The sequence below is a fragment of the Leptolyngbya sp. Heron Island J genome (assembly GCF_000482245.1).
GTDB lineage: Bacteria > Cyanobacteriota > Cyanobacteriia > Phormidesmidales > Phormidesmidaceae > Leptothoe.
This window is the reverse complement of the sequence record NZ_AWNH01000115.1, coordinates 160,346-181,970: the sequence shown is the minus strand read 5'-3', so window position 1 is coordinate 181,970 and position 21,625 is coordinate 160,346. Positions and strand designations below refer to the sequence as shown.

Genomic DNA, 21,625 nt, shown 5'->3' with positions numbered 1-21,625 from the left:
CAACGCTTACATCTAGTGATTATTCAAGGAGTGTTAGATCAGATGGCCCAGGTCATTGTTGGTGAAAATGAAGGTATCGAGTCCGCGTTACGGCGTTTTAAGCGTCAGGTATCAAGGGCTGATATCTTTTCAGATATAAAAAAGAAACGTTATTTTGAAACTCCTATTGAAAAGGCCAAGCGCAAAGCTATTTCCCGTCGTCGTAAGCGCCGCTTTAAAGCCAACGCCAATGCCAGCAGCTAGGCATCCTGTCTGAAATCTGAAGCAGCCCAACAGCAAAGGGGCAATGACGTAACGTCATCGCCCCTTTGCCATAGTTATAGCGTCAGCCTTAGGTGGCTCTGCCAATCATAGGACCAAACCCTTACGGTTTAGATTGCTTTCGTATATGTCCTAACTGTACTCCGGTATCAGACCCCTCAACTGTGCGTGAGATCACATAGTTTTAAGTTTTGTGTCACACTGAAGCTGCAAACCCTGGTAGAGACGTACGTCAGCCTGAAGTAATAGCGCAGAAAAAATGTGGTTCAGCAGAGACTAGCAAGGCTCAATCGCTGAACCGATTGTGAGATCGGGTGAATCAACGCTGGGCTGGCTAAGCTTCGTAAAGTTCTAGGGGTAAGCCATCGGGGTCTTGGAAAAAGGTAAAGCGTTTGCCAGTTAGTTCATCTAGACGAATAGGTTCAACGTCAATATGATGATTTTGCAGATGGGTGATCTGTGTCTCCAGATTTTCAACAGCCAGGGCTAAGTGCCGCAAACCGCAGGCTTCAGGACGGGTGGGTCGAGGCGGTGGCCCTGGGAAGGAAAATAACTCTAGCTGCCCGTTACCTAAGCGCAAATCGAGCTTGTAGGACTGCCGCTGCTCGCGCCAGGTTTCACAAATAATGTCAGCGCCTAAAACATCAACATAAAACTGCTTTGATCGCGCGTAGTCTGAGCAAATGATGGCAATGTGGTGAATGGCTTTAATGTGCATAAGTAGTCGAAGATCCGTTTATTTACGGTTTTCTTGTGGGAATTCTCATGATTTTTTTGGGAGTCCCTTGGTAATTTAAAGATGGCTTAAGAAATGCTTGGCGCATTTAATCGATTACAACTAACTTGGCAATCGCCCCGACCTGATTCAGGTCGGGGTTTCACTTTTAGGGGGCAACGCTAGGTAGTTTAGTGTGTTTGCAGCCATAGGGTGGCATCGTTGTCGATGTAGCGGGGTTGCCCATCGGTATCAAGAGCGCTAAAGCTATGGAGATAGCGCTGCAGCTGCGGGGGCAGTTCGGAAAAATCAAATCGGGCATCGCCAGCGGCAATGGTGGCCCAAAAGTCCCGTAGGGCTGGGGCATACTGCTCGGCTTCCACTGGGGATAAATACAGCGGTGAACTGGTGAGCAGCTTCATCATAAAGGGGAAGGAGCGATCGCCCATCCATTGCTGGGAAGTGGCTTGTAATGTAGGCCAGTCTGGGACTGCCTCAATCCGGTGAGAGGTAATATCCAGGCAGTGGGCGTCATTGGCTGTGGTTAGTTCACAGATGCGATAGGGATGGGGATAACTGACTAAAGACCCAGTGGTGACCTCGTAGAGCTGATCAGCCTGGGCAATGTCCTGTACATGCAAATGGCCAGTAAACATCACGGGTAAATTGGCTGTCTGCAGACGCTGGGTCAGGTCAGAGGCGTTTTTCACCATATACCGCTGTCCCATAGGACTGCTGGCCTGGCGTGGTAAATGTTCTAGGGCATTATGGTGCAGCATAACCAGGGTTAACTGGTCTGTTAGCTGGGCCAGCTGCTGGTCCAGCCAATCTAGCTGCTCTGGGTCCAGCCAGCCGGTGTAAAGGGGATCGCCGTTAGGTTCAAAGCCGTTGGAGTTGAGCCCGATCAAATGGAGACCGTCTAAAATTTTGTGGTGATAATATGGACGGCTAGGGTCGCTATAGCCGAAGTTTTGGTACATGAGAATAAATTCATCTAGGGAAATGGTGCGATCGCATCCTCCCTGCCGGATCACATCGTGATTACCCGGCACCACATACACCGGGTACGACAGCTGCTCCAGCCGACGAATCAGCCATTCATGGTTTTCCCGCTCACCATGTTGGACCAGATCCCCAGGCAGCAACAAAAAGTCGATACCCACCTGCTCCAGGTGATCCAAAATCTGTTCAAAGGCAGGAATACTCACCTCCACCAAATGAAAACGGCTGGGGGAATCCCACACGGTATGGGGTAAAGCAATGTGGAGGTCGCTAACCACCGCAAAACGCGCCAAAAGAGCCATAGGAGTTGATAGGGTAGATAGGCTTCTATCATCTCCTTTTTCAACCATGTCCCGTGTGCGCCAGCACGTTAATCCTTTAAATATTCGCTACGCAACTCCAGCGACACCGCCCTGTTGGGCTGACGTATATGCTCAGCCTGAACAGCCTTTACACATTGATATTGGCTGCGCCAAGGGCTATTTCATCAGCGATATGGCTCAAATCTGCCCAGATTGGAATTTTCTTGGCCTTGAGATTCGAGAACCCCTGGTGGAACAATGTCTGAAACGTCGCGACCAGCTGGGGTTAAACAACTTGCATATGCTCTTTTGCAATGCCAATAACTCCTTGCAAGCGCTACTCGCCAGTCTGCCCAATCCTCCCCAGCGAGTCAGTATCCAGTTTCCCGATCCCTGGTTCAAAAAGCGTCACCAAAAACGGCGAGTCGTTCAACCACAGCTGGTGGCAGACCTGGCAGACCATATGCGGCCAGGGGCCTGGATATGGCTCCAGTCCGATGTCGAGACTGTAGCTGAGGATATGGTTGAGGTGTTTGCCGCCAATGCCTCATTTCAGCGGTCCTTTGCACCGCTCAATCCAGCTCCATCTGGGGCTACAGGCCCCTGGCTAGCAGACAATCCCCTCCCCGCCCAAACCGATCGCGAACGAGTCACCCTGGACCAGGGAAAACCCGTATACAGGGCCTTGTTTATCAAGGCATAACCTGCTTACAAGCGCGTTTTTGAGAGTGAGATCGCCTCTCTTCTCTATTCTGTAATCGTCAGGTTGTAACGGTGACGGCCTTCTTGCTCAAAGGCACCGACCCAAACTCGATAAGTCCCTTTAGCAAACGTGTCTTGAATTTCAGGATCGCGATCGCGACGGCTGGCGTTATCGTTACAGCGCACAGTCGTGTTATCGGGGCCTTGAATCAGCAGGGTTGTATCCTCGCCGCCGCTATCTACGGCGATGGTCAGCTGAGTAAAGTCTTGTTCTAGGGTTAAAACATGATCTGGCGTGCGATCGCCATAGCCCAGACAAAATTCACCACTGCTGTCGCGACTCGCAATGTTGGATAGGCTATAGGAACCAACCGTTTCGCCGCCAGCCTGAGTCGACGCAAAGCCCAGGGCCAGTCTCATCTCACTCGAAGCTTGGGCCGCCGTTACCAATAGTAAGGGTAGAGCAACGATACCGGTCAGTTTCAATATTGTTGATTTAGCTGTTGATTTAAAGCGTGTTGACTTGAACATAATCACACCTCAGGAGCACACAAGGAAAACGCCCATAACAGGCTTCTAGCAACCATCCTGGGACGGTTAGGACGTTGCGCATCCGATCGATCAGAACCTAAATTACTGATGTCCTAATCCATGGGATGCCATAGCTAGTTATTTCTAGCGTCCTTACACTTTTACAATATCTCTTTTACCCAGACCGGAGACCGCTATGATGACGCTTTTTGTTATTGGTACAGACCACAAATAATCAGGAAAAAATTAACAATCCTATCTTAAATTCAAAAATTCTTAGCCTGAAAATGGGGCTTATAGCCTTTAATAGTCTTAAGCTCCGGGAAGCGATAGGTTAACCGTTTGCTAGTTGTTTTTCCTAAACTCACCAGAGATTCCGCCATTTTCACAGCCGCTGCAACCGCATCAATCACAGGCACACCCAGATGATCTTCTAACTGTTGTTCCAGGCCACTCATGCCAGCACAGCCCAAACAAATCGCCTCAGCACCATCTGCTTTGATTGCTAATTGACTGGCCTCTATCAACACCTTGAGCGTGGCTGTCCGATCCTGTTCTGTGTCCAGCACGGCGAGGGTGGTAGTGCGAACCGATGCACATCGCTCTGTTAGTCCTGTTTTTTGGATTGTTTTTTCGACCATGTCACGTACCCGGTGCAATGTTGTTACCACACTCCATTTAGCCGCCAGCATATTCGCCATGTAGAGACTGGCCTCAGCAATACCAACAACAGGTTTAGATGTAATTTCACGGGCGGCTTCCAGCCCAGGATCGCCCCAACAGGCCAAAATAAACGCGTCAGAGTCGGCATCAAGAATAATCTGTTCTAGAATCCCAGGAATGGCCAGATACTCATCATAAAAACTCTCAATGGATTCTGGCCCTGTTTGAGGGTGTACTGTCACGATTTCAGTGTGAGGGAACTTAACCGCCTGGGCTGAGGCATTGATATTAGCCGTCATCGGTTGGCAAGTATTACCATTGATAATTTTGATCCGACAGGTTGGCAGCATCATGGGGCAAAAGATATTTAACTCCAGAACTGTAGTGTTACCGTGCAGGAAACTCAAGCCACTGGAGACAACCGCTCCTAATTTTGATCGCTTGCGGCTATGTACCCCCAGGAGTATGCCGTAGGACCAATGGACTGATGTACCGTAAATTCGGTGGCAGGCACATAGTAATAAAAATCGAAGTAGGCTTCAGACGTGGGCCATTGCCAGGGAGATGGAGTCATTTCTTTAGCAAACATGTTCACGGCCCATTCCCATCCTTTGATATGACCTTCGGGGTCTTGGACGTCCACCGGACCATAGATGGTAATTCCTGGTGGGGGTTCTTGCCCCAAGGCACGAGCGTCGGCAATTAAAGGCATTTGGGGATTATTATGACCGATGCCGATGGTGTAGGAGATATTGCTGGGATTCGCTCCAGCGGCAAACTGGGTGGCCAGCAGTCCAGCTCTCAAATAGGCTTCGTCCTGGGTCAGGGTGTGGGCATGGAAAAGGGTTTGGGTTTTAGGTGTTGTCATCGCTCCCCAGCCCACTAATTCGCTGGGATCAGGATTCCACTTAAAGCCAGTGCGTTCGATATTTTCAATATCGGCCTTCGCTGTTCGCAGGATAGTATTGATAGCATTCTGCTGGATCGTGCGGTCAACCGTTGGCCGCTGAGTACGCCCATAGACAAAGGCGGCATGGCTATGGTTGTGTTGGTCCCATGCCATTAGAGGCGCGTTGGCATCTTTAAAAATGGTGGTATCTAAAAAGAGCTGATGCCACTGCTCATCACCGGTTAGACGATAGAGTTCTGCGGCGGCCAGGTTTTGTTGATCGTAGATAGCCGATGACAAAAAAGAGTTAAACCCCTCTGGCTTTTTGGCAAGTTCTGCATTGGCCCAGTTCATAGCTCGAATTGCCGTGTCTTGATAGGTTTGAGCTAAAGTCTGGTCATAGTCAGCCAGCACGTAGGCGGCGCGAGCGGCCACATTGGCATAGTAATAGCTAGACCAAATGCCTGGGCCGTATGCCATTACGGTTTGAGATTCTTGCCAGCTACCTTCAGGGCGAATTGGGTGTCCTGCGGATTCAACGCCCCCTGGAATTCCACCCTCTGCGGTTTGTAGACGCCGGAAAAAATCTAAACCCCATAGGGCCTCGTCTATGATGTCGGGCAGACTGTTGTTGGATTCAGGAATGTTCAGGTCAATGGTGGCAAAGTACTCTGGGTAGAGCTCAATTAGCTCTAGAAATGAGCGGGTAATTTGCAGGTGTGAAATCCGGCGGTCCCAGTCCCCTGCGTCCATCCAGCCTCCCCAGGCGTTGGGTACTTCCTCCTCAGTGCGAGTGGCGACTAGAGCAGCAAAGGCATCTACCTCACTAGCGTAGTTAAACCCCATACTGGTGTCCATTAAGGGCACGGTGGAACGATAAACGACTACACCATCATCAGGATGGAAGGAACGGGGGCGTTCATAATCGGTGTAGGGTTGTTCTAGGGCAATGCCGCTACGTTGGTGATACATCCCACGGGCCGAAACATAGAACGCATCGCGCCAGGTGTTTTCGCCAATTGCAAATTCATAAGATGTTCCCACACCGTCGACGTAAACTTTATAGCTACCCGGTGGTGAGAAATCACTAAATTCCATGATGTAAACATCGGTTTGATTATGATTTCTCCCCCGCTGATTTTTATCATCCTTTGATTGGGAAAGTGCTGTCACCCCTTGATAGACTTTCTCCCCCGTTGCTGTATCAATTAGCCAAAACGGTTTCCCTGCCCCATAGCTCAAACTGCCACCACTACCCATCCAAGTTGATAGAAACGCTACTTTGGCGACATCATCAGGCTCAAACCCCACATGGGATATTTGTACGGCCTCACTACGGGTCTGCTCAGGTTGGTAGACAAACTCAGCATCCTGGAGAAAATCCTTGGCAAAGTCAAATTGATAGGTTTCACCGACGGTTAGCGCTGCGGGCAGCTCTAGAAATACGGTATGGACCATCGGCCAATCAAATGCCCAGCTGTCAGTTTGGACGACGCTATCAATTTTGCTTTTGCGATAGATTTGGGTGGGTTTAATCTGAGTGCCGTCGCTGGTGGTGATTTGGTAATAGTCTAGGGTATCAGCACATTTCGTATCGAGCCTGGGACCAACATATTCGTCTACCAGCCAAATCAAATCAGGTTGTTTGGGTAGCCGCTGACCCAGGGCTTTACCATCACGATAGACCCAGCCATCTTCTTTCACGACATCATCGGGTTGCGCTGCATAGGTCACTTGTCGACCGCGAACAACATCACCAGTCTTAATCTGCAACGCCACTATATTTTCACTGACCGTGTAGATGTGGGTAACCGGTATGTTCAATGTATCAACATTTTTGCTGGCACCCATGTTGATGATCGCTGGAAGCTGAAAAAAGGAGAGTCTAGCATTGCACTGGCCAGCACTCGTCCAACTAAGCAGAAAAGATAGAAGATTTTCTAGCATCTGAATACGAAGGGGGTTGGACAAAGGCATTGCGTAAAACGTCTAGGCCAGTGCCAGAAAAGTTCCTTGATTCAGGCAGTAGGCTCAAGTCTTGACAATCAAAGGATTTGAGACGCTAGGATGACCTCAATGTCTATCGGGTTTTAAGCCGTGTCTGAATCGGTGCTCCATGTTGTTGCCTATGCGGTTGTGGACAGTCAGCAATTGCTGACCGTCCGCAAGAAAAATACCCATAAGTTTATGTTTCCTGGTGGTAAGTTCCAACCGGGTGAAAATGCAGAAGCAGCTATTCAGCGGGAGGTTAGGGAGGAACTCAGCTGTGAGGTTGCCCCTGGTTCGATGAAAATGCTGGGAAAATATGTCACTACTGCGGCTAATGAAGCAAATACTCAGCTGGTAGCCACTGTTTTTCAAGGTGACCTGCTGGGTAGACCGGTGGCCTCTAATGAAATTGTCGAATTGAAATGGATACCGATTGTGGCTGCAGAGTATTCTGTTGAGCTAGCTCCTTTGTTGATTGATTGTGTTTTGCCGGATCTTAGAGATCAGCAGGAATGAGGTTGATTTAGAGCGGCTGAAAATCCCTATCAGGTGCTAGATAGCCGTCTAACGCCCCGAAACTTCAAGGCGTTAGGCGGTTAAATGCGTTTTGGCAGCGTTTTCTTAGGTTGATGCCTTGTAAAATGGCTTTTTAACCACCGTAGCAGGCACGGTTTTTTGACGGATTTGAACATTGACTACTGTGCCAACTTTCGCCAGTTCAACCGGTACGTAGGCCAACGCCACTGGATATCCCAATGTAGGTGATAGGGTGCCACTGGTGACAATGCCGATAGATTCACCGTTTTGGACAATTGGATAATCATGGCGAGCGATGTTGCGGCCTTCTAGCTGTAGACCCACCAGGCGACGGGGAAGACCATTTGCTTTTTGTTGGGCCAGAACATCTCGACCGATAAAATCTGGCACCTTGTCTAAATGTACCAACCAGCTCAGGCCACCTTCTAATGGCGTGGTTTCATCATTAATGTCCTGACCATAGAGGGCCATGGCAGCTTCAAGCCTGAGGGTATCTCGGGCTCCCAGACCACAGGGTTGGGCACCATGTTCTTGCAATGCCTGCCAAATCTCAGGTGCGGCGGCAGCCTCTACCATCACTTCAAAGCCATCCTCGCCAGTGTATCCTGTGCGAGCAAGGAAAGCTTGATGGTCAAGTACATTGCCGTAGGTATGGTTGTAGCGAGGAATGGTTTTGAGATCGATGTCTGTGAGCAGCTGTAGGGTGGCCACGGCCTGAGGGCCTTGGACTGCGATGAGACCATGGGTTTGGGAGAGATCCTCAAGTTCAATGTTGGTTAAGTGTTTGAGCAGCCAGGATTTGTCTTTATCGGTGGTGGCGGCATTGACAATTAAGCTCACCTGGTCGCCTTCGTCATAAATAATCAGGTCATCAATGATACCGCCTTGGGGATTGAGCAATACGGTGTACTGGGCTTTGCCGGGGGAGAGTTTGCCTAGATCAGAGGGGACCAGCTGCTGAAGCGATCGCAACACATTATCTCCTCTCAAAATAAATTTTCCCATGTGGGAGATATCAAAAATCCCCACTGCGGTACGAACAGCGGCATGTTCTTGTTTGATGCCACTAAACTGCACTGGCATTTCCCACCCAGAAAATGCGGTCATGCGGGCCTTATTTTGAACACATAAATCGTAGAGCGGGGTACGTAGCAGACTCATGACAAACGAAGAGACAATATAGATAATCCTACTCTCTCCTTTACCTTGATTATTCATCCATCAAGAAGTGTCTATGAATACAGAATGGCTTACTCTATGAAGTGGCGATCATATTGTTTACTTGAAGTGACTTCACGGCAATTGATTGCGATAGATCTCTAGGGAATACTGGAAGCTCTTAAGGTTAGCGATCAGTCTATGCCATCTACATACTATTCTTCTTGGTTTACCCATCAGTTTCAGGGGCTGATAAGTCGTGGCGATCGCAGTCATATGCCCCTGTCGCATCCTACCCATCGATTTGTTTTATTTGGTGCTGAGTTTACGGGAGCTCGACTAGTCACCGAGTTACTACGTAGGGTGGCGGTTGATGCGCAGCAAAGTCCGTTGTCATCCACCTGGGCAGTAGCCTCCCTGTTAGAACAGCGTCATTTTTTTCCACTGCGACATATACAGCGCCAGGAGATGGCCAGTTCAGAATGTGTATTTGGATTCAAACTATCGGCGACGGATCTGATGACAACCCACAGAATGAGTGAACCGTCGCGCTTTATAGCCATTCTCCATGGGCAAGGCTATCGGGTGATCCACCTGCAGCGTCGTGATTTGATGCGCCATGCGATCGCAGTGCTCAAAGCCCGTCAACCCCACAGCCGCCATCTCAACCCATCAGACCTGATTGCCACCCTCAAACACCTGGATGAACAACGAATTGCCGAAGCCGCCATTGTCTCCCAGGTGCCCCACTTAACCATTACCTACGAAACTGACCTGATCGATCCTAACGTCCACGATGCGACCGCCCAGCGTCTGTGTAGCTTTTTAGCCCTCAAGCATCAGCGGGTTACATCTTCCATAAAGCTAGTGCATCAGAGAATTTCCGATCTCATCGCCAACTACGATGAAGTGCGCTCCACACTGGAACACTCGGACTATGCCTATGTTTTAAATGAGGCCACAGCAAAGTTAGTAGTTTAAACGGATTGCGATTGCTGATTTAGGGAATGAACCGATCTAAAGCCATGGCCATCTAACGGTATCTCACAACTTAAGTCATCCCGAGGATCAGCAATGCCAAAGAATTATTCATTCACCCTGGTTTGCTGCCGCTGCCGCATTCCGTCGCCACATAGCCGGTTTAATCCGTCTAAGGGCCGATGCGGGAAATCGCTGATCCCAGTCTTGTTCACTCAGGTTAGCCAGCTCTTTTAACCTGGGAGCAACATTTCCTGGATAGGGGGCAAATTCCTCCACATCGGTGGGTTGGGCAAAGCGTTGATTCCAGGGACATACATCCTGACAGATATCACAGCCCGCTACCCAGTTATGCAAATGGTGAGCAACGGGTGCAGGCAGCTGTTCGTCTCGATTTTCAATGGTGTGATAGGCAATACAGCGATTAGCATCAACGACACCAGGAGCGCGAATTGCTGTGGTGGGGCAGGCCTCAATACAGCGAGTACAGGTACCGCAGTGGTTTGTATGGGGACGAGATCCGGGCAGCGCTACGTTGGTCAAAATTTCTCCCAGAAATATCCAGGAACCATAGTCACGGGTGATGACATTGCCATTTTTAGCGACCCAACCCAGCCCAGCTTCCTGAGCCCAAAACTTATCCTGCACTGGTCCAGTATCCGCATAGTAACGAGTCAAGATCGGCTCTCCCTGAGGAGAGGTTTGGGTCTGCAACCATAGGGATAGCTGCTTTAGTTTTTTGTGCATCACCCGGTGGTAGTCGCGTCCCCATCCGTAGCGGGCAATTTTTCCATACTCCGCGCCTTCAGGCCGCTGATGGGGCGTGTAATAATTCAGCACCACACAGATAATTGACCGGACATCTGGCATCACCTGGCGAATATCCTGGCGTTTAGGATTAGCCATCCAGGCCATGTCTGCCTGATAGCCCTGGTTCAGCCAATGCTGCAACCGGGCCTGCATGATCTGTTCTTGGGAAGTGGGCTCAGCAGGTATAGCCACAATGCCAAGCCGATGGAAGCCCACTGCCCGAGCTTGGTGTTTTAGCTCTGTGAGCAGGGGGGTAGCGATGGACCGAGACGTAGAATTTGACACTGCATCACTGCCCGCACCTGACGACTAAAGCCATGACGTTCTTCATGGTCAACAATGGTGCGGATGTTTGGAGTGTAATCTTCTGGAACAACAATTTCAAATCCTAACCGCTGATAAAAGGGCATGGTCCAGGGCACATGGCGGAAAGTGGTTAAGGTGACCGTGGTTAACCCTTGGACCCAGGCACTCTGCAACACTTGTCGGATCAGGGCGGAGCCAATACCCCGACGACCATAGGTAGGTAGAACATCCAGCTCGATGATGAAATAGCCGTCGGGTAGACGGTCAACGACAATAAAGCCGACGATGGTAGGTGGCACTGTTGGCCACACGGCAACCCACAAATGGTGCTGACGCAGCGCCTGGTATAGAAAATCGACCGAGACAATGTCTTGTAGCTGATTTGGCGTCAGTCCCAGCTGGGGTAAATAGGCCAGGTAACGTTGAGCAGCTGCTTTTTCAATAGCTGGTAGATACTCAACATCAGAGGATTGCGCTAACCGAATGAAATAGTTCATGACACGACTGACGCCTGATAAGTCAGCGCTGGCACAATGGCAAGGCTAGCATGACATCACGCTCAACTTTGGGGGCAGAGGAGAAATCGTAAAACCCGCTAGTTGCCCTCAATCAAGCGTTTAAATGAAGAGAGCCAGTGCTCCAGGGTGGTTTCTATAGTATTTTCGGACGCGTCAGGTGTAGAGGGCTTAGCCCGTTCAGCTGGCGTCAATGCATAACTATCAAACCCGGTAAATAGAGAAATGGGTTCAGACTGAACCTCAGTCAGCGGAATTTCAGCCGGATTGGTGAGTTCCGGTGCAATGGTCAAGGCTGAGGAAGCGTCTTCACCGTGGGTCTGAACGGAGGAGCGTACATCGAAGGATTGATCAGCGATCGCAACCGGTATGGTCAGCCATACACTAATCAGCAAACCCACCAAAACTGACTTAATTAACCCGACCATCGCCCTCTTTTTCAGACTCTAGGACACACGTTTTAATCTTCAAACCGTATTTTATCCATCGACTACGTTTTGGACTTTTTACATATAATCTTTATTTCTCTTCTTGCCAAAAATAATACGTCACAATTGAATCCGAAATTTGGTAACACAAGATACTCCCTCCTGGTTGCTGAGCTTGAATACTAGACCCAATCAATACAGGTTTCTAGGGTTCCGGTTTAACATTCGAGATGTTTTGAGGTTGAACGTCTGGACCGAGAGAAACCGCCAGTTTTCTGGTACACGGCGGGATAAAAGCCCGGGAGAAGTCGTTCAGCAGTCTCTGTCTGCTCAACATTCTCTCGGGTTTTCGATTTTGTAATCTTCTTTTAGGTCAATAGTGATTCAATCTTCCCGCCTCGTTAGCGTTATGCACCAAAAACATGAGTGATACACCTACCTTTCGTAACCCAGCTGATTCAGAAGCTAGTCGTGCTTTGGAGCGTGAGGCGCAATTGCCGCTGACAGGGTGGCAACAGGAAGTGGACCAGGGGTTGGAATATGGTTTAGAGGCGGCGGCTAGTATTCGCGATCGCACCATTCCCACCTTCTCTCGCGGCGAACTCCCCCACTACGCCGGGATTAATACCTTTCTCAAAGCTCCCTATATAGAGGATGTCCGCAAGGTTGGTAACTATGACGTTGCCATTGTCGGGGTACCCCATGATTCTGGCACCACCTATCGCCCCGGTACCCGGTTTGGTCCCCAGGGTATCCGGCGTATTTCTGCGCTCTACACGCCTTACAACTTTGAAATGGGGATTGACCTGCGAGAGCAGATTACCCTTTGTGATGTAGGCGATATTTTTACCATTCCAGCCAACAACGAAAAATCCTTTGACCAAATTTCCAAAGGGATTGCCCATATTTTTAGCTCTGGTGCCTTTCCGATTATTCTTGGCGGTGACCACTCCATTGGGTTCCCCACTGTGCGCGGCGTCTGTCGTCACCTAGGCGACAAAAAAGTCGGCATTATCCACTTTGATCGCCATGTCGACACCCAAGAAACGGATTTAGACGAACGCATGCATACCTGTCCCTGGTTTCATGCCACCAACATGAAAAACGCCCCCGCCAACAACCTCGTACAGCTGGGGATTGGCGGCTGGCAGGTACCTCGCCAGGGCGTGAAAGTCTGTCGCGAGCGGGCCACCAACATTCTCACAGTCACCGATATTACTGAAATGGGGCTGGATGCAGCGGCTGATTTTGCCCTGGAACGCGCCCTTGACGGCACCGACTGCGTTTACATTAGCTTCGATATTGACTGCATTGACGCCGGATTTGTCCCTGGCACAGGCTGGCCAGAACCAGGAGGGCTCTTACCGCGTGAGGCCTTATATCTATTAGGCAAAATTATCCGTAATGCGCCCGTCTGCGGTTTAGAAGTCGTCGAAGTGTCTCCCCCCTACGACATCAGCGATATGACCTCCCTGATGGCCACCCGCGTGATTTGTGATGCCATGGCCCATTTAGTGCAATCAGGCCAGCTGCCCCGCACCAGCACCCCCGACTATATTCACACCGAGGCCAATATAGACGTCGGTAGCGACTGGCAATAAACCATATCCACCCATGCACGAAACCGATATGACCAAAGCCTTAATTGGCACCATTCGAGAATGGTGGGATTCTCAGCCAGAGCAGCCCACCATTCAAAAGGTGCATCTAATTGTTGGCGCGTTTACCTGTGTCGAGCCCGCTAGCCTACAGTTTGCCTTTGATGCCCAGACCCAAGGCACGTTTCTGGACGGTGCCCAGTTAGTAATTAAGGATGTGCCCCTGGTGGCCCACTGCCATACCTGCCAGGCTGATTATCGGCCTGACTTTGGTAACCAATATGGTTGCCCCACATGTCATAGCCCGATGGAGGATATTCGCTCTGGTCGGGAATTAAAAATTGACCGGTTTGAATGCGTTAATGCCTAAAAACCAGCCCGTGTAGGAGCCTTCCATGCAATGCCCCTACACAATCATTGCCCATTGCTCACCGCCTAATAACAATGCACCAAACCTTTGACGCCGCTTTAGAAATGAATCTGCTCCATGCCAATCAGCAGGGCGCAGACCATAACCGCGCCCATTTTGATCAGTGGGGAATTACCTGCATCAACCTGATGAGTAGCCCTGGGGCGGGTAAAACCCAGCTGCTTGAAAGTACCCTCAAAGGGTTACAAACCCTCAAGATTGCCGTCATTGAAGGTGACATGACCACTGAACTAGATGCCAATCGGCTACGTCAGTACGGTGTCCCAGTCGTCGCTATCAATACCGGTCGTTCCTGCCATCTCGACTCACAAATGGTGGCTGGCGGCATTCATCAGCTGCAGCACCAGCATGACCCAGAGAATCTAGATTTAGTCATTGTTGAGAACGTAGGCAACCTGGTTTGTCCCGCCGAATTTGAGGTGGGCGAACATGCCAAGGTGGCCCTGCTTAGCGTGACTGAAGGAGAGGACAAACCGCTGAAATATCCAGTCATGTTTCGAGAAGCCGATTGTTTACTGATTACCAAAACAGATTTGGCTCCCTATGTGGACGTCGACCTTGAGCAGATTGAAGCCAATGTCAGACAAATTAATCCTCACGTCACCATATTTCGAGTATCGGCCAAAACTGGTGAGGGACTGGCAGCCTGGTTTGAATGGGTTGCTCAGACCGTTACTAATCGGCCAAACCGTTTACAGCTCACAGTATGACGCTGCAGGGTCTTGTATAAAACAGGGTAACTACTAACTTCGAAGAGTTCTCCAATTGAATGAGGTACGTGATGCGACGACAACAATTTTTATCGACATGTTTAGCATTTGTCTTCGGTTTGGTGGTTGCCGTTGGCTGCGCAAACAATACACCAGAAACAGTGAGCGAGTCAGCAGCACCAGCGGCTTCTAGTGCTCCTTTGGTGATTGGGTATAGCAACTGGCCCGGTTGGTTACCCTGGGCGGTGGCCGAAGAGAAGGGCTTATTTGCGGCCAATGGAGCTAACGTAGAACTTAAATGGTTTGACGGTTATCTCGCCTCCATGGAGGCATTTGCCGCTGGCCAACTGGATGGCAACAGTCAAACTCTCAACGATACGATTTCATTTGCGGCGGATGCTGTTAATGGTGAAGTAGCTGTTTTAGTCAATGACAATTCGGCAGGCAATGACAAAGTTGTTGTGGCTGAAGGCATCAACAGTATTGAAGATTTAAAGGATAAAACCATTGCCTTAGAAGAAGGTGTGGTGGGTGACTTTATGTTGACCCAGGCCCTGGAACAAGCAGGCATGTCCCGTTCGGATATCACCATTAAGAACTTGGAAACTGGCGCGGCAGCAGCGGCCTTTGCCTCGGGGCAGGTTGATGCATTTGCCGGTTGGCCCCCTTTCTGGGGAGTTGCTCTGGAACGGCCAGGTAGCAAGGAACTCCTGTCCTCCAAAGAGTATCCCGGCATCATTCCTGACCTATTAGTCGTTAGCCAAAAAGTCATTGATGAGCAGCCTGATCAGGTACAGGCGCTAGTCAACACATGGTTTGCCACCCTCGACTACATTGCTAAAAATCCAGAGGAGTCCAATAAAATTATGGCCGCTCGCTCTGGTGTTTCTGTGGAGGAATACGAGGAGTTTCAAGCGGGGACTCGAATTTTTACAATTGAAGAGAATTTGGAAGCATTTACTGAAGGCAATGGCATGAAGCATATGCCGTTTGCTGCGCAGAAGATGAATGATTTTATGGTCGATGTGGGCTTTATTGAGGCTGGCCCTGATGATTTAGGGGCCATCTTAGATGACAGTTTTGTCAAAGCCTACGCCGAGGGCCTTTAGAGCAACCGTGGGGGTGCATGGCTATGCGCCCCTGATTATTTTTTAACATTCGTTTTTATACAATCAATTCATGACCCAGGCATCGGAACCATTTAAAGATGATTTTGAGCCAGCACCTCAGAGCTTAAGACCCACGGTGTTTTGGCGCATTGCAGAAGATATTCCCGATGCTCTCAACTGGGCGTTGATGGTAGCTTCAGTCGTAGTACCTTTGACAATTTGGTGGCTGCTGTCTAACTATACGAATGTCAATCCTAATTTTTTACCCAGCCCTCAGGCTGTTATCAATGCCTTTCAGCGTCTTTGGGCACAGGGATTTGTCACCCGAGACATCATGGCAAGTTTTGGGCGAGTGGCGAGTGGATTTGCGCTAGCTGCGGTGCTTTCCATACCGCTGGGTATTAGCATGGGCGCTTTTGCCAGTGTTCGTGCCATGATGGAGCCGATTATTGGCATTCTGCGATACATGCCTGCGCCTGCCTTTATTCCGCTACTAATCATCTATTTAGGTCTTAATGAAGAGCCTAAAATTGCGCTGATTTTTATCGGCACAGTGTTTTATAACACTCTGATGATTATGGATGCGGTTAAGTTTGTTCCGAAAGACCTGATTGAGACTACATATACGTTAGGGGGAAAGCGCTGGCAGGTGTTGCTATCAGTGATCACTCCTTATATCGTCCCTAGCATTATCGATACGTTTCGCATTAATGTGGCGGTGTCCTGGAATCTGGTAGTCATTGCTGAGCTAGTAGCTGCAGAAGAGGGCTTAGGACGGCGGATTTTGTTAGCCCAACGCTTCTTCAAAACCGATGAGATTTTTGCTTGTTTAATTATGTTGGGGGTGATTGGCTTTGCCTTTGACCTACTTTTTCGTTGGGTGCTCAAGACACGCTGTAGATGGGCCTTTGATTAATTATGCATCTTGAAATTTCTAACCTTTATAAACAATTTCAAACCAAGCAAGGGCCGTTGCTGGCGCTCAAAGACATCAACATGCATGTTGAAACTGGAGAACTGGTGTGTGCCGTCGGTGCTTCTGGTTCAGGTAAGTCGACGCTATTGCGCTTAGTGGCCGGATTGGATATGCCCACAGGCGGTGAGATTACGGTGGATTTTGCGCCGGTTACCGGCCCAGGTGCGGATCGGGGCATGGTGTTCCAGAAGTACACGCTTTATCCCTGGATGACGGTGCAGCGCAATGTTGAATTTGGTCTAAAACTTCAGGGCATGGCTAAAAAGCTGCGGCGTGAACGAGCGAGCTATTATTTGGATGTGGTGGGGCTAGCTAATTTTGCTAAGTCGTTACCTAAGGAGCTGTCGGGGGGGATGAAACAACGGGTTGCGATCGCACGTGCCCTGGCCTGTCATCCCAAAATCCTACTTATGGATGAACCCTTTGGAGCCCTGGACGTACAAACTAAAGAAGCTATGCAGTTATTTCTGTTAGACCTCTGGAAACGTACCCGCTGCACCATTTTAATGATCACCCACGACGTCGAAGAGGCCGTTTTTCTCTCCCAAAGGGTCTATGTCATGACAGCCCGTCCAGGCACAATCCAGCGAGAGATTATTGTGGATCTACCTGAAGAACGGACCTACACCATGAAACGCGGCGATCAATTTCAAGCCTATAAACACGAAATCACCGACCTGTTAAGAGGCAAGCAAGACGTGGGGTTGGTGACGGCATAACCAAGAATCTGCATTTGCCGTGTGCGATCGCAATCTGCTTGAACCGGAGCCACACCCCAAGCGGCCAATACAAAAAGCGGATGGATAAACCCACCCGGCCTAGAAACTTATTATCGAGCTTGCCCTGATGAATGGCCTGGAGTTTAATATGAAACTTTCTTACTGCGATCGCATAGGGATGTGAAACATCACCATCAATAATCGTCAGATTATGCCACGCGTTTCCCCTACACTTTTTAGTGAATTAGGGGAGTCAGCTGCATTTTTGAGCTATAGTATTACAGCACCCGTTCAGGGTAAGTTAATTTGCTTCAAGTCCTTATATAACTGGATCTGAAGCAATACCCTTAAAGAGTGGGAAGGTTGAGGACGTATAGCTCAGTTGGTTAGAGCGCATCGTTGACATCGATGAGGTCCGCCGTTCGAGTCGGCGTACGTCCATTTATGATTCATAGTGACAAATAGTCATTCACTGTGAATCTGGATATGGATTTAGAAGTTTTGAACGCTTTCGGCACCAGCGTCTCATTTATTAGCATTTTGATTCGAAAAATGCATCATCCATTCTGAAGCTGACTTTTCCTACTAAGTGCTCAAACCCTTGATAGACATTGCTTCTAGCTCATAACCTCAACATCCGTTAAAGTGAGTGCACCGATATCCAGGAAGTTACCGATGAGTACAGAGCGTTATGAGCAGAATTTTGGAACGTGCGCATGAGGAGATCGCCGTTTGACCCGTCGCGCGTTGAGTATCGGTCAAGCGCTGAGTGAAAAATTTGGACAGGGCCTATCGAGTGTCTTTGAGAGTGCAAAGGAACTGAAACGGGCGTATGCGTTTTCGCCAATCCGAAAACCCGCTTTGAAAAGATCATTCAGCCTCATTGCCAGATGAAAACCGAGCTTGTGAGTTGCCAATCCATAGTATTGAGCGTTGGAGACACCACCTATTTGGACTATGGCTCGATTCTAGAAAAACGAGAAGGCTATGACCCCCAAGGCAATGGTGGCAATGGATTACTACTCCACAGTGCGCTTGCGGTTGAGCCAGACCAAGGTCAACCCTTGGGATTGTTGTGGCAAAAGCTCTGGAACCGTGAGCATCGTGCCAAGCCTCCAGCCAACGAAACACCACAACAGAAAAAACAACGTCGGGCTGAAGCCCGCAAGGCGAAGCGCGCTCGGCCTTTTGAAGAAAAAGAATCGTATCGCTGGGTCGAAGCGATGATGACACTGGAGCAAGAAGTCGCTGCCTCAACGCGCGTTATCCATGTCTTTGACCGAGAAGGAGATATTGCTGAAGTGTTCGACCAAGTCAACGAGTTGAGCCATACCGGTGTCGTGGTGCGGGCCGCTCACAATCGCAGTCTTGAACATGCTCCCAATCGGTTATGGGACAAGCTGGAGATTCAGCCAATAGCGGCCTATCATGCAGTTGACTGACCGGCCACCAAAACTCGAAAGGCCCGTACCGCTAACCTGGCCGTGCGATTCTGTCGGGTTCAGTTACGGTCTCCAGTCCGCTTAGGCACGGATAGCCAACTTCAGGTTTATGCGGTCTATGCTGATGAAGTCGATTGTCCCGAGGGAGAAGACTCGGTTTCCTGGATGTTACTTACCAGTGAACCGGTGACCACCGTTGAACAGGCACTGACCATTCTGAGATGGTATGGCTATCGGTGGCACGTAGAAGAGTTTCACAAACTCTTGAAATCGGGCTGTCAAGTGGAACGCTATCGCCTCGCTGCTGAAGGGATGAAACCCTGACTGGGCTTTTTGTGTATCATTGCTGCTGATTTGTTGCGATTGACTTACTTAAAACGCACTCAGCCAAAGCTACCGGCTGAAACTGTTCTCTCACCCGTTCAAATTCAGGTCCTCAAAGCGAAGGCCACTCGCCTACCCAAGACATTGACTGTCCAATGGGCTATTGAATCGATTGCGCGTTTGGGCGGCTATTTAGAACATCGACGGAAAACTCCTATCGGGATTCAAGTCCTTTGGAAAGGATGGGCAAAGTTACAGGACCTGGTTGAAGGGTGGCAACTAGCGAACCAGACTTAGTAGGAAAAGTCAGGGTGAGGTGAGCCCAAAACCATTTGACTAGCAGTCATTTAACTGAGCGACAGATTGGACGATATTGTCTATGTTGTGCCGTAAAACGCTACCACGCTGGTCCAGATTATTGATGATGATGCTTAAGATTAAAGGCTGGCCGCTAACAGGAGTGAGATAGCCAGAGAGAGAGGCATTGTGGCTAACGGCTCCGGTTTTGCCGACAAAGCGAATACCGCTTAAACGATTGCGGAGAGTGCCGCTGGCACCCGCCACGGCCAAAGAGTTACGGTAAATGGCAGCATGGGGAGATTGGGCCATGGATTGTAGGGTATTAACAAAAGCCTGAGGTGTAGCTAGGTTATGCCGTGATAGACCGGAGCCATCAACGATTTTGTAGAGTTCTGGGTTAACCCCTGCTCGTTGGAGAATAGTTTCTACCGCCACAATACCGGCAGCAGTAGCATTCTCAGTATTTTGCCCGGCCAGGGATTTGAGCATGGCTTCGGCGTAGATATTTTTGCTATTGCGGTTGGTGCGCACCATCCATTCGGCCAGGGGTGGGGAGGTGACAGCCGCTAGCTCTGGACCACTGGGAGCGGCGGTGGTGAGACCACTCTGGGTAACAGTAATGCCCTGGCGGTTAAGAGTTTGGCGAAAGCGACTAACAAAATACTCGGCTGGATTTGGCACGGCGACTGAAGCGGTGTCGGGAGCCGCACCAGCCATCAGCTGACCGTAGACTCTAAGAATAGGACGACTAAGATCGCGACCAATATCGACATATTCTGGTTGCCCAGCAGCGACTGAACGGGAAAAGTTTTCGATTTGCCACTGGCGTTGGAGAGTTGGGTCATCCCATTCGACCCGCAAGGGTTGACCGACGGCCTGGGGATACAGGGTAAACCCTAACTCATTGGCATTGATAATCAGGCTATTGGCAGGGGCTCCATACCCGGCTTGGACATCTTCCCACTCCCAATTAGGGTTAACGATAGGGCCAGTAAAGTGGGTGTCATTGCCCAGCAGATTACTAATAGTAGTGATGCCCTGAGTTTTGAGCTGGCTGGTTAAACTGTTGAGCTGGTCGTCACTCAAGGTAGGATCGCCGCGACCGAAGACTTGGAGGGTATTCTGTCCGTTTTGCTGCTGGCCATAGACTGAGGTGCGGATGGTGAAGTTGGGTCCCAGGCTAGAGAGAGCGGCAGCGGTGGTTAACAGTTTAACGTTGGAGGCTGGCACGAAATAGCGATCGGCGTCACGGCTATAGATGACTTGCCCAGATTGGGTTTCGATCAGCACACCGAGGCGGGCTTTTTGGAGTGAGGGTTGTTCTGCAATGGTGTCGATTTGTCTGGCGAGATCGGCACGGCAGTAGGCAGTGGCGCGGGTAGGAGAGAGGAATAGCGATAGGACGGCGGTGACAACGACCCAAGGGTTGAGGTGCTTCATGCTTAAAACTGACGGCGGCTAAAAATATTGCCTGCAATGACTAATAGTAGGGCAGCGTAGATCAGCCCGTACAAAGCGTTTAGGGCCAGGGTGCCAGGGCTGGGTAACAGCGCAGCGCCATAGACGGCTTCGTTTTTCAGATTGAAGCGTTCTAAGTTGGGGAGAACCAAATACATGGCTTCTACAGTCCGTTGGAATCCTTCGGAGTCAGCGAGCTGACTGAGCTTGAGCAGATCGGTGCTGAGGTGCCCGACGAGATAGGTACCAAATGAGAGCAGTGTGGCTAGTAGAGAGCTAGTAAAGACGCCAAACAGAATAGTAATGGCGATGATCAGCAGCATTTCGAGGTACATAAATGCGATCGCAACCAGCATGCTCCCGGCAGGAAACTCAAACGACCGGATAGTGAGCAAAATGATAAAAATACCGGTCTGGACCAGCATTAGGAGACCAATCACAGCGGCCAGTCCCAGATATTTGCCCAGAATAATTTCAAAGCGGCTGACGGGTTTAGCAATCAGCACTAGTACCGTCTTTTTCTCAATCTCTTTATTAACTAGCCCGGTACCGACAAAAATGGCCACTACCAGGGTAAAAAGATTAATGGCGGCCAGTCCCACATCTAAAAAAATCTTGTTGCTGGCACTCACAGCTACCTGCGGCAGCATCACCGCAGCCAAAACCATAAATAGTGCAAACAACCCAGCCAGGTATAGAATGCGATCGCGAATGACTTCTAAAAAGACATTACGAGCCACCACGATCAGGCGAGTGAGATTTAGCATAGGCGA

The 21,625-nt window shown here is 49.8% G+C and carries 21 protein-coding genes, 1 tRNA gene, 1 pseudogene and 1 riboswitch; of the genes and pseudogenes, 12 read left to right on the top strand and 11 right to left on the bottom strand.

Annotation, left to right across the window (positions count from 1 at the left end; translation table 11 throughout):
• Positions 1–42 precede the first annotated feature (42 nt).
• On the top strand, positions 43–243 hold the full coding sequence (gene rpsU / locus N836_RS71155; protein ID WP_031294673.1) for a 30S ribosomal protein S21: 201 nt from the start codon (positions 43–45) through the stop codon (positions 241–243).
• A 352-nt stretch (positions 244–595) separates the two neighbouring features.
• Here the strand turns inward: rpsU and gloA2 are convergent, their stop codons facing one another.
• Both gloA2 and N836_RS71145 read right to left on the bottom strand, forming a co-directional pair.
• Entirely contained in the window at positions 596–979 is a 384-nt protein-coding gene (gloA2, locus tag N836_RS71150; RefSeq protein ID WP_023076856.1) for an SMU1112c/YaeR family gloxylase I-like metalloprotein, read from the bottom strand.
• Positions 980–1,167: 188 nt separating this feature from the next.
• A complete protein-coding gene (locus N836_RS71145) occupies positions 1,168–2,280 on the bottom strand; it encodes a metallophosphoesterase family protein (protein ID WP_031294671.1) in 1,113 nt (370 codons plus the stop codon).
• A gap of 46 nt (positions 2,281–2,326) precedes the next feature.
• Between N836_RS71145 and trmB the strand changes: the two genes are divergently transcribed.
• Positions 2,327–2,983 carry a tRNA (guanosine(46)-N7)-methyltransferase TrmB gene (gene trmB, locus N836_RS71140; protein WP_023076854.1) on the top strand — a complete coding sequence of 219 codons (657 nt, stop codon included), beginning with the start codon at positions 2,327–2,329 and terminating at the stop codon, positions 2,981–2,983.
• Positions 2,984–3,027: 44 nt separating this feature from the next.
• On the opposite strand, the gene N836_RS71135 is transcribed toward trmB, so the two are convergent.
• From N836_RS71135 to N836_RS71125, 3 genes are all read right to left on the bottom strand, one after another.
• Complete coding sequence (locus N836_RS71135; protein WP_023076853.1) at positions 3,028–3,513, bottom strand: hypothetical protein; 486 nt, start codon at positions 3,511–3,513, stop codon at positions 3,028–3,030.
• Positions 3,514–3,779: 266 nt separating this feature from the next.
• Positions 3,780–4,529, bottom strand: coding sequence for an aspartate/glutamate racemase family protein (locus N836_RS71130; RefSeq protein WP_031294668.1), 750 nt, complete (start codon positions 4,527–4,529; stop codon positions 3,780–3,782).
• A gap of 74 nt (positions 4,530–4,603) precedes the next feature.
• Positions 4,604–6,916, bottom strand: a complete 2,313-nt coding sequence (locus tag N836_RS71125) for a glycoside hydrolase family 9 protein (RefSeq protein ID WP_161635059.1) — start codon at positions 6,914–6,916, stop codon at positions 4,604–4,606.
• Positions 6,917–7,162: 246 nt separating this feature from the next.
• Here N836_RS71125 and N836_RS71120 point away from each other — a divergent pair, with 246 nt between their 5' ends.
• Complete coding sequence (locus N836_RS71120; RefSeq protein ID WP_023076850.1) at positions 7,163–7,570, top strand: NUDIX hydrolase; 408 nt, start codon at positions 7,163–7,165, stop codon at positions 7,568–7,570.
• 105 nt (positions 7,571–7,675) lie between these two features.
• Here N836_RS71120 and gcvT read toward each other — a convergent pair whose 3' ends face one another.
• Complete coding sequence (gcvT, locus tag N836_RS71115) at positions 7,676–8,752, bottom strand: glycine cleavage system aminomethyltransferase GcvT (protein ID WP_023076849.1); 1,077 nt, start codon at positions 8,750–8,752, stop codon at positions 7,676–7,678.
• 198 nt (positions 8,753–8,950) lie between these two features.
• On the opposite strand from gcvT, the gene N836_RS71110 reads away from it, so the two are divergent.
• Complete coding sequence (locus N836_RS71110) at positions 8,951–9,730, top strand: nodulation protein h (RefSeq protein WP_023076848.1); 780 nt, start codon at positions 8,951–8,953, stop codon at positions 9,728–9,730.
• A gap of 108 nt (positions 9,731–9,838) precedes the next feature.
• On the opposite strand, the gene queG is transcribed toward N836_RS71110, so the two are convergent.
• From queG to N836_RS71100, 3 genes are all read right to left on the bottom strand, one after another.
• Positions 9,839–10,822: a tRNA epoxyqueuosine(34) reductase QueG gene (queG, locus tag N836_RS71105; RefSeq protein ID WP_235071195.1), complete on the bottom strand. Its 984-nt coding sequence runs from the start codon at positions 10,820–10,822 to the stop codon at positions 9,839–9,841.
• A complete protein-coding gene (locus N836_RS0139885; protein WP_023076846.1) occupies positions 10,771–11,340 on the bottom strand; it encodes a GNAT family N-acetyltransferase in 570 nt (189 codons plus the stop codon). The genes queG and N836_RS0139885 overlap by 52 nt, the downstream gene beginning before the upstream one ends.
• 98 nt (positions 11,341–11,438) lie before the next feature.
• Positions 11,439–11,786, bottom strand: coding sequence for a hypothetical protein (locus N836_RS71100; RefSeq protein ID WP_023076845.1), 348 nt, complete (start codon positions 11,784–11,786; stop codon positions 11,439–11,441).
• Between the two features lie 194 nt (positions 11,787–11,980).
• Positions 11,981–12,093: riboswitch (guanidine-I (ykkC/yxkD leader) on the top strand.
• Between the two features lie 115 nt (positions 12,094–12,208).
• Between N836_RS71100 and N836_RS71095 the strand changes: the two genes are divergently transcribed.
• The 8 genes and pseudogenes from N836_RS71095 to N836_RS71060 all read left to right on the top strand — a co-directional run.
• Positions 12,209–13,387 carry an agmatinase family protein gene (locus tag N836_RS71095; protein WP_023076844.1) on the top strand — a complete coding sequence of 393 codons (1,179 nt, stop codon included), beginning with the start codon at positions 12,209–12,211 and terminating at the stop codon, positions 13,385–13,387.
• A gap of 13 nt (positions 13,388–13,400) precedes the next feature.
• Positions 13,401–13,754: a hydrogenase maturation nickel metallochaperone HypA gene (gene hypA / locus N836_RS71090; protein ID WP_023076843.1), complete on the top strand. Its 354-nt coding sequence runs from the start codon at positions 13,401–13,403 to the stop codon at positions 13,752–13,754.
• Between the two features lie 74 nt (positions 13,755–13,828).
• Positions 13,829–14,524, top strand: a complete 696-nt coding sequence (gene hypB, locus N836_RS71085; protein ID WP_023076842.1) for a hydrogenase nickel incorporation protein HypB — start codon at positions 13,829–13,831, stop codon at positions 14,522–14,524.
• A gap of 71 nt (positions 14,525–14,595) precedes the next feature.
• Positions 14,596–15,633 carry an ABC transporter substrate-binding protein gene (locus tag N836_RS71080; protein WP_023076841.1) on the top strand — a complete coding sequence of 346 codons (1,038 nt, stop codon included), beginning with the start codon at positions 14,596–14,598 and terminating at the stop codon, positions 15,631–15,633.
• 70 nt (positions 15,634–15,703) lie between these two features.
• Positions 15,704–16,549, top strand: a complete 846-nt coding sequence (locus N836_RS71075; protein WP_023076840.1) for an ABC transporter permease — start codon at positions 15,704–15,706, stop codon at positions 16,547–16,549.
• 2 nt (positions 16,550–16,551) lie between these two features.
• Entirely contained in the window at positions 16,552–17,328 is a 777-nt protein-coding gene (locus N836_RS71070) for an ABC transporter ATP-binding protein (RefSeq protein ID WP_023076839.1), read from the top strand.
• A gap of 367 nt (positions 17,329–17,695) precedes the next feature.
• Positions 17,696–17,769: transfer RNA gene (locus N836_RS71065), tRNA-Val, on the top strand.
• A 285-nt stretch (positions 17,770–18,054) separates the two neighbouring features.
• Positions 18,055–19,391, top strand: a pseudogene (locus tag N836_RS71060) (IS4 family transposase); the annotation flags it as partial.
• A 39-nt stretch (positions 19,392–19,430) separates the two neighbouring features.
• Here the strand turns inward: N836_RS71060 and dacB are convergent.
• Positions 19,431–20,834 carry a D-alanyl-D-alanine carboxypeptidase/D-alanyl-D-alanine endopeptidase gene (gene dacB, locus N836_RS71055; RefSeq protein WP_023076835.1) on the bottom strand — a complete coding sequence of 468 codons (1,404 nt, stop codon included), beginning with the start codon at positions 20,832–20,834 and terminating at the stop codon, positions 19,431–19,433.
• Between the two features lie 2 nt (positions 20,835–20,836).
• Positions 20,837–21,619 (bottom strand): ABC transporter permease, encoded by a 783-nt coding sequence (locus N836_RS71050; protein WP_023076834.1) that lies wholly within the window; start codon positions 21,617–21,619, stop codon positions 20,837–20,839.
• Between the last annotated feature and the right edge of the window lie 6 nt (positions 21,620–21,625).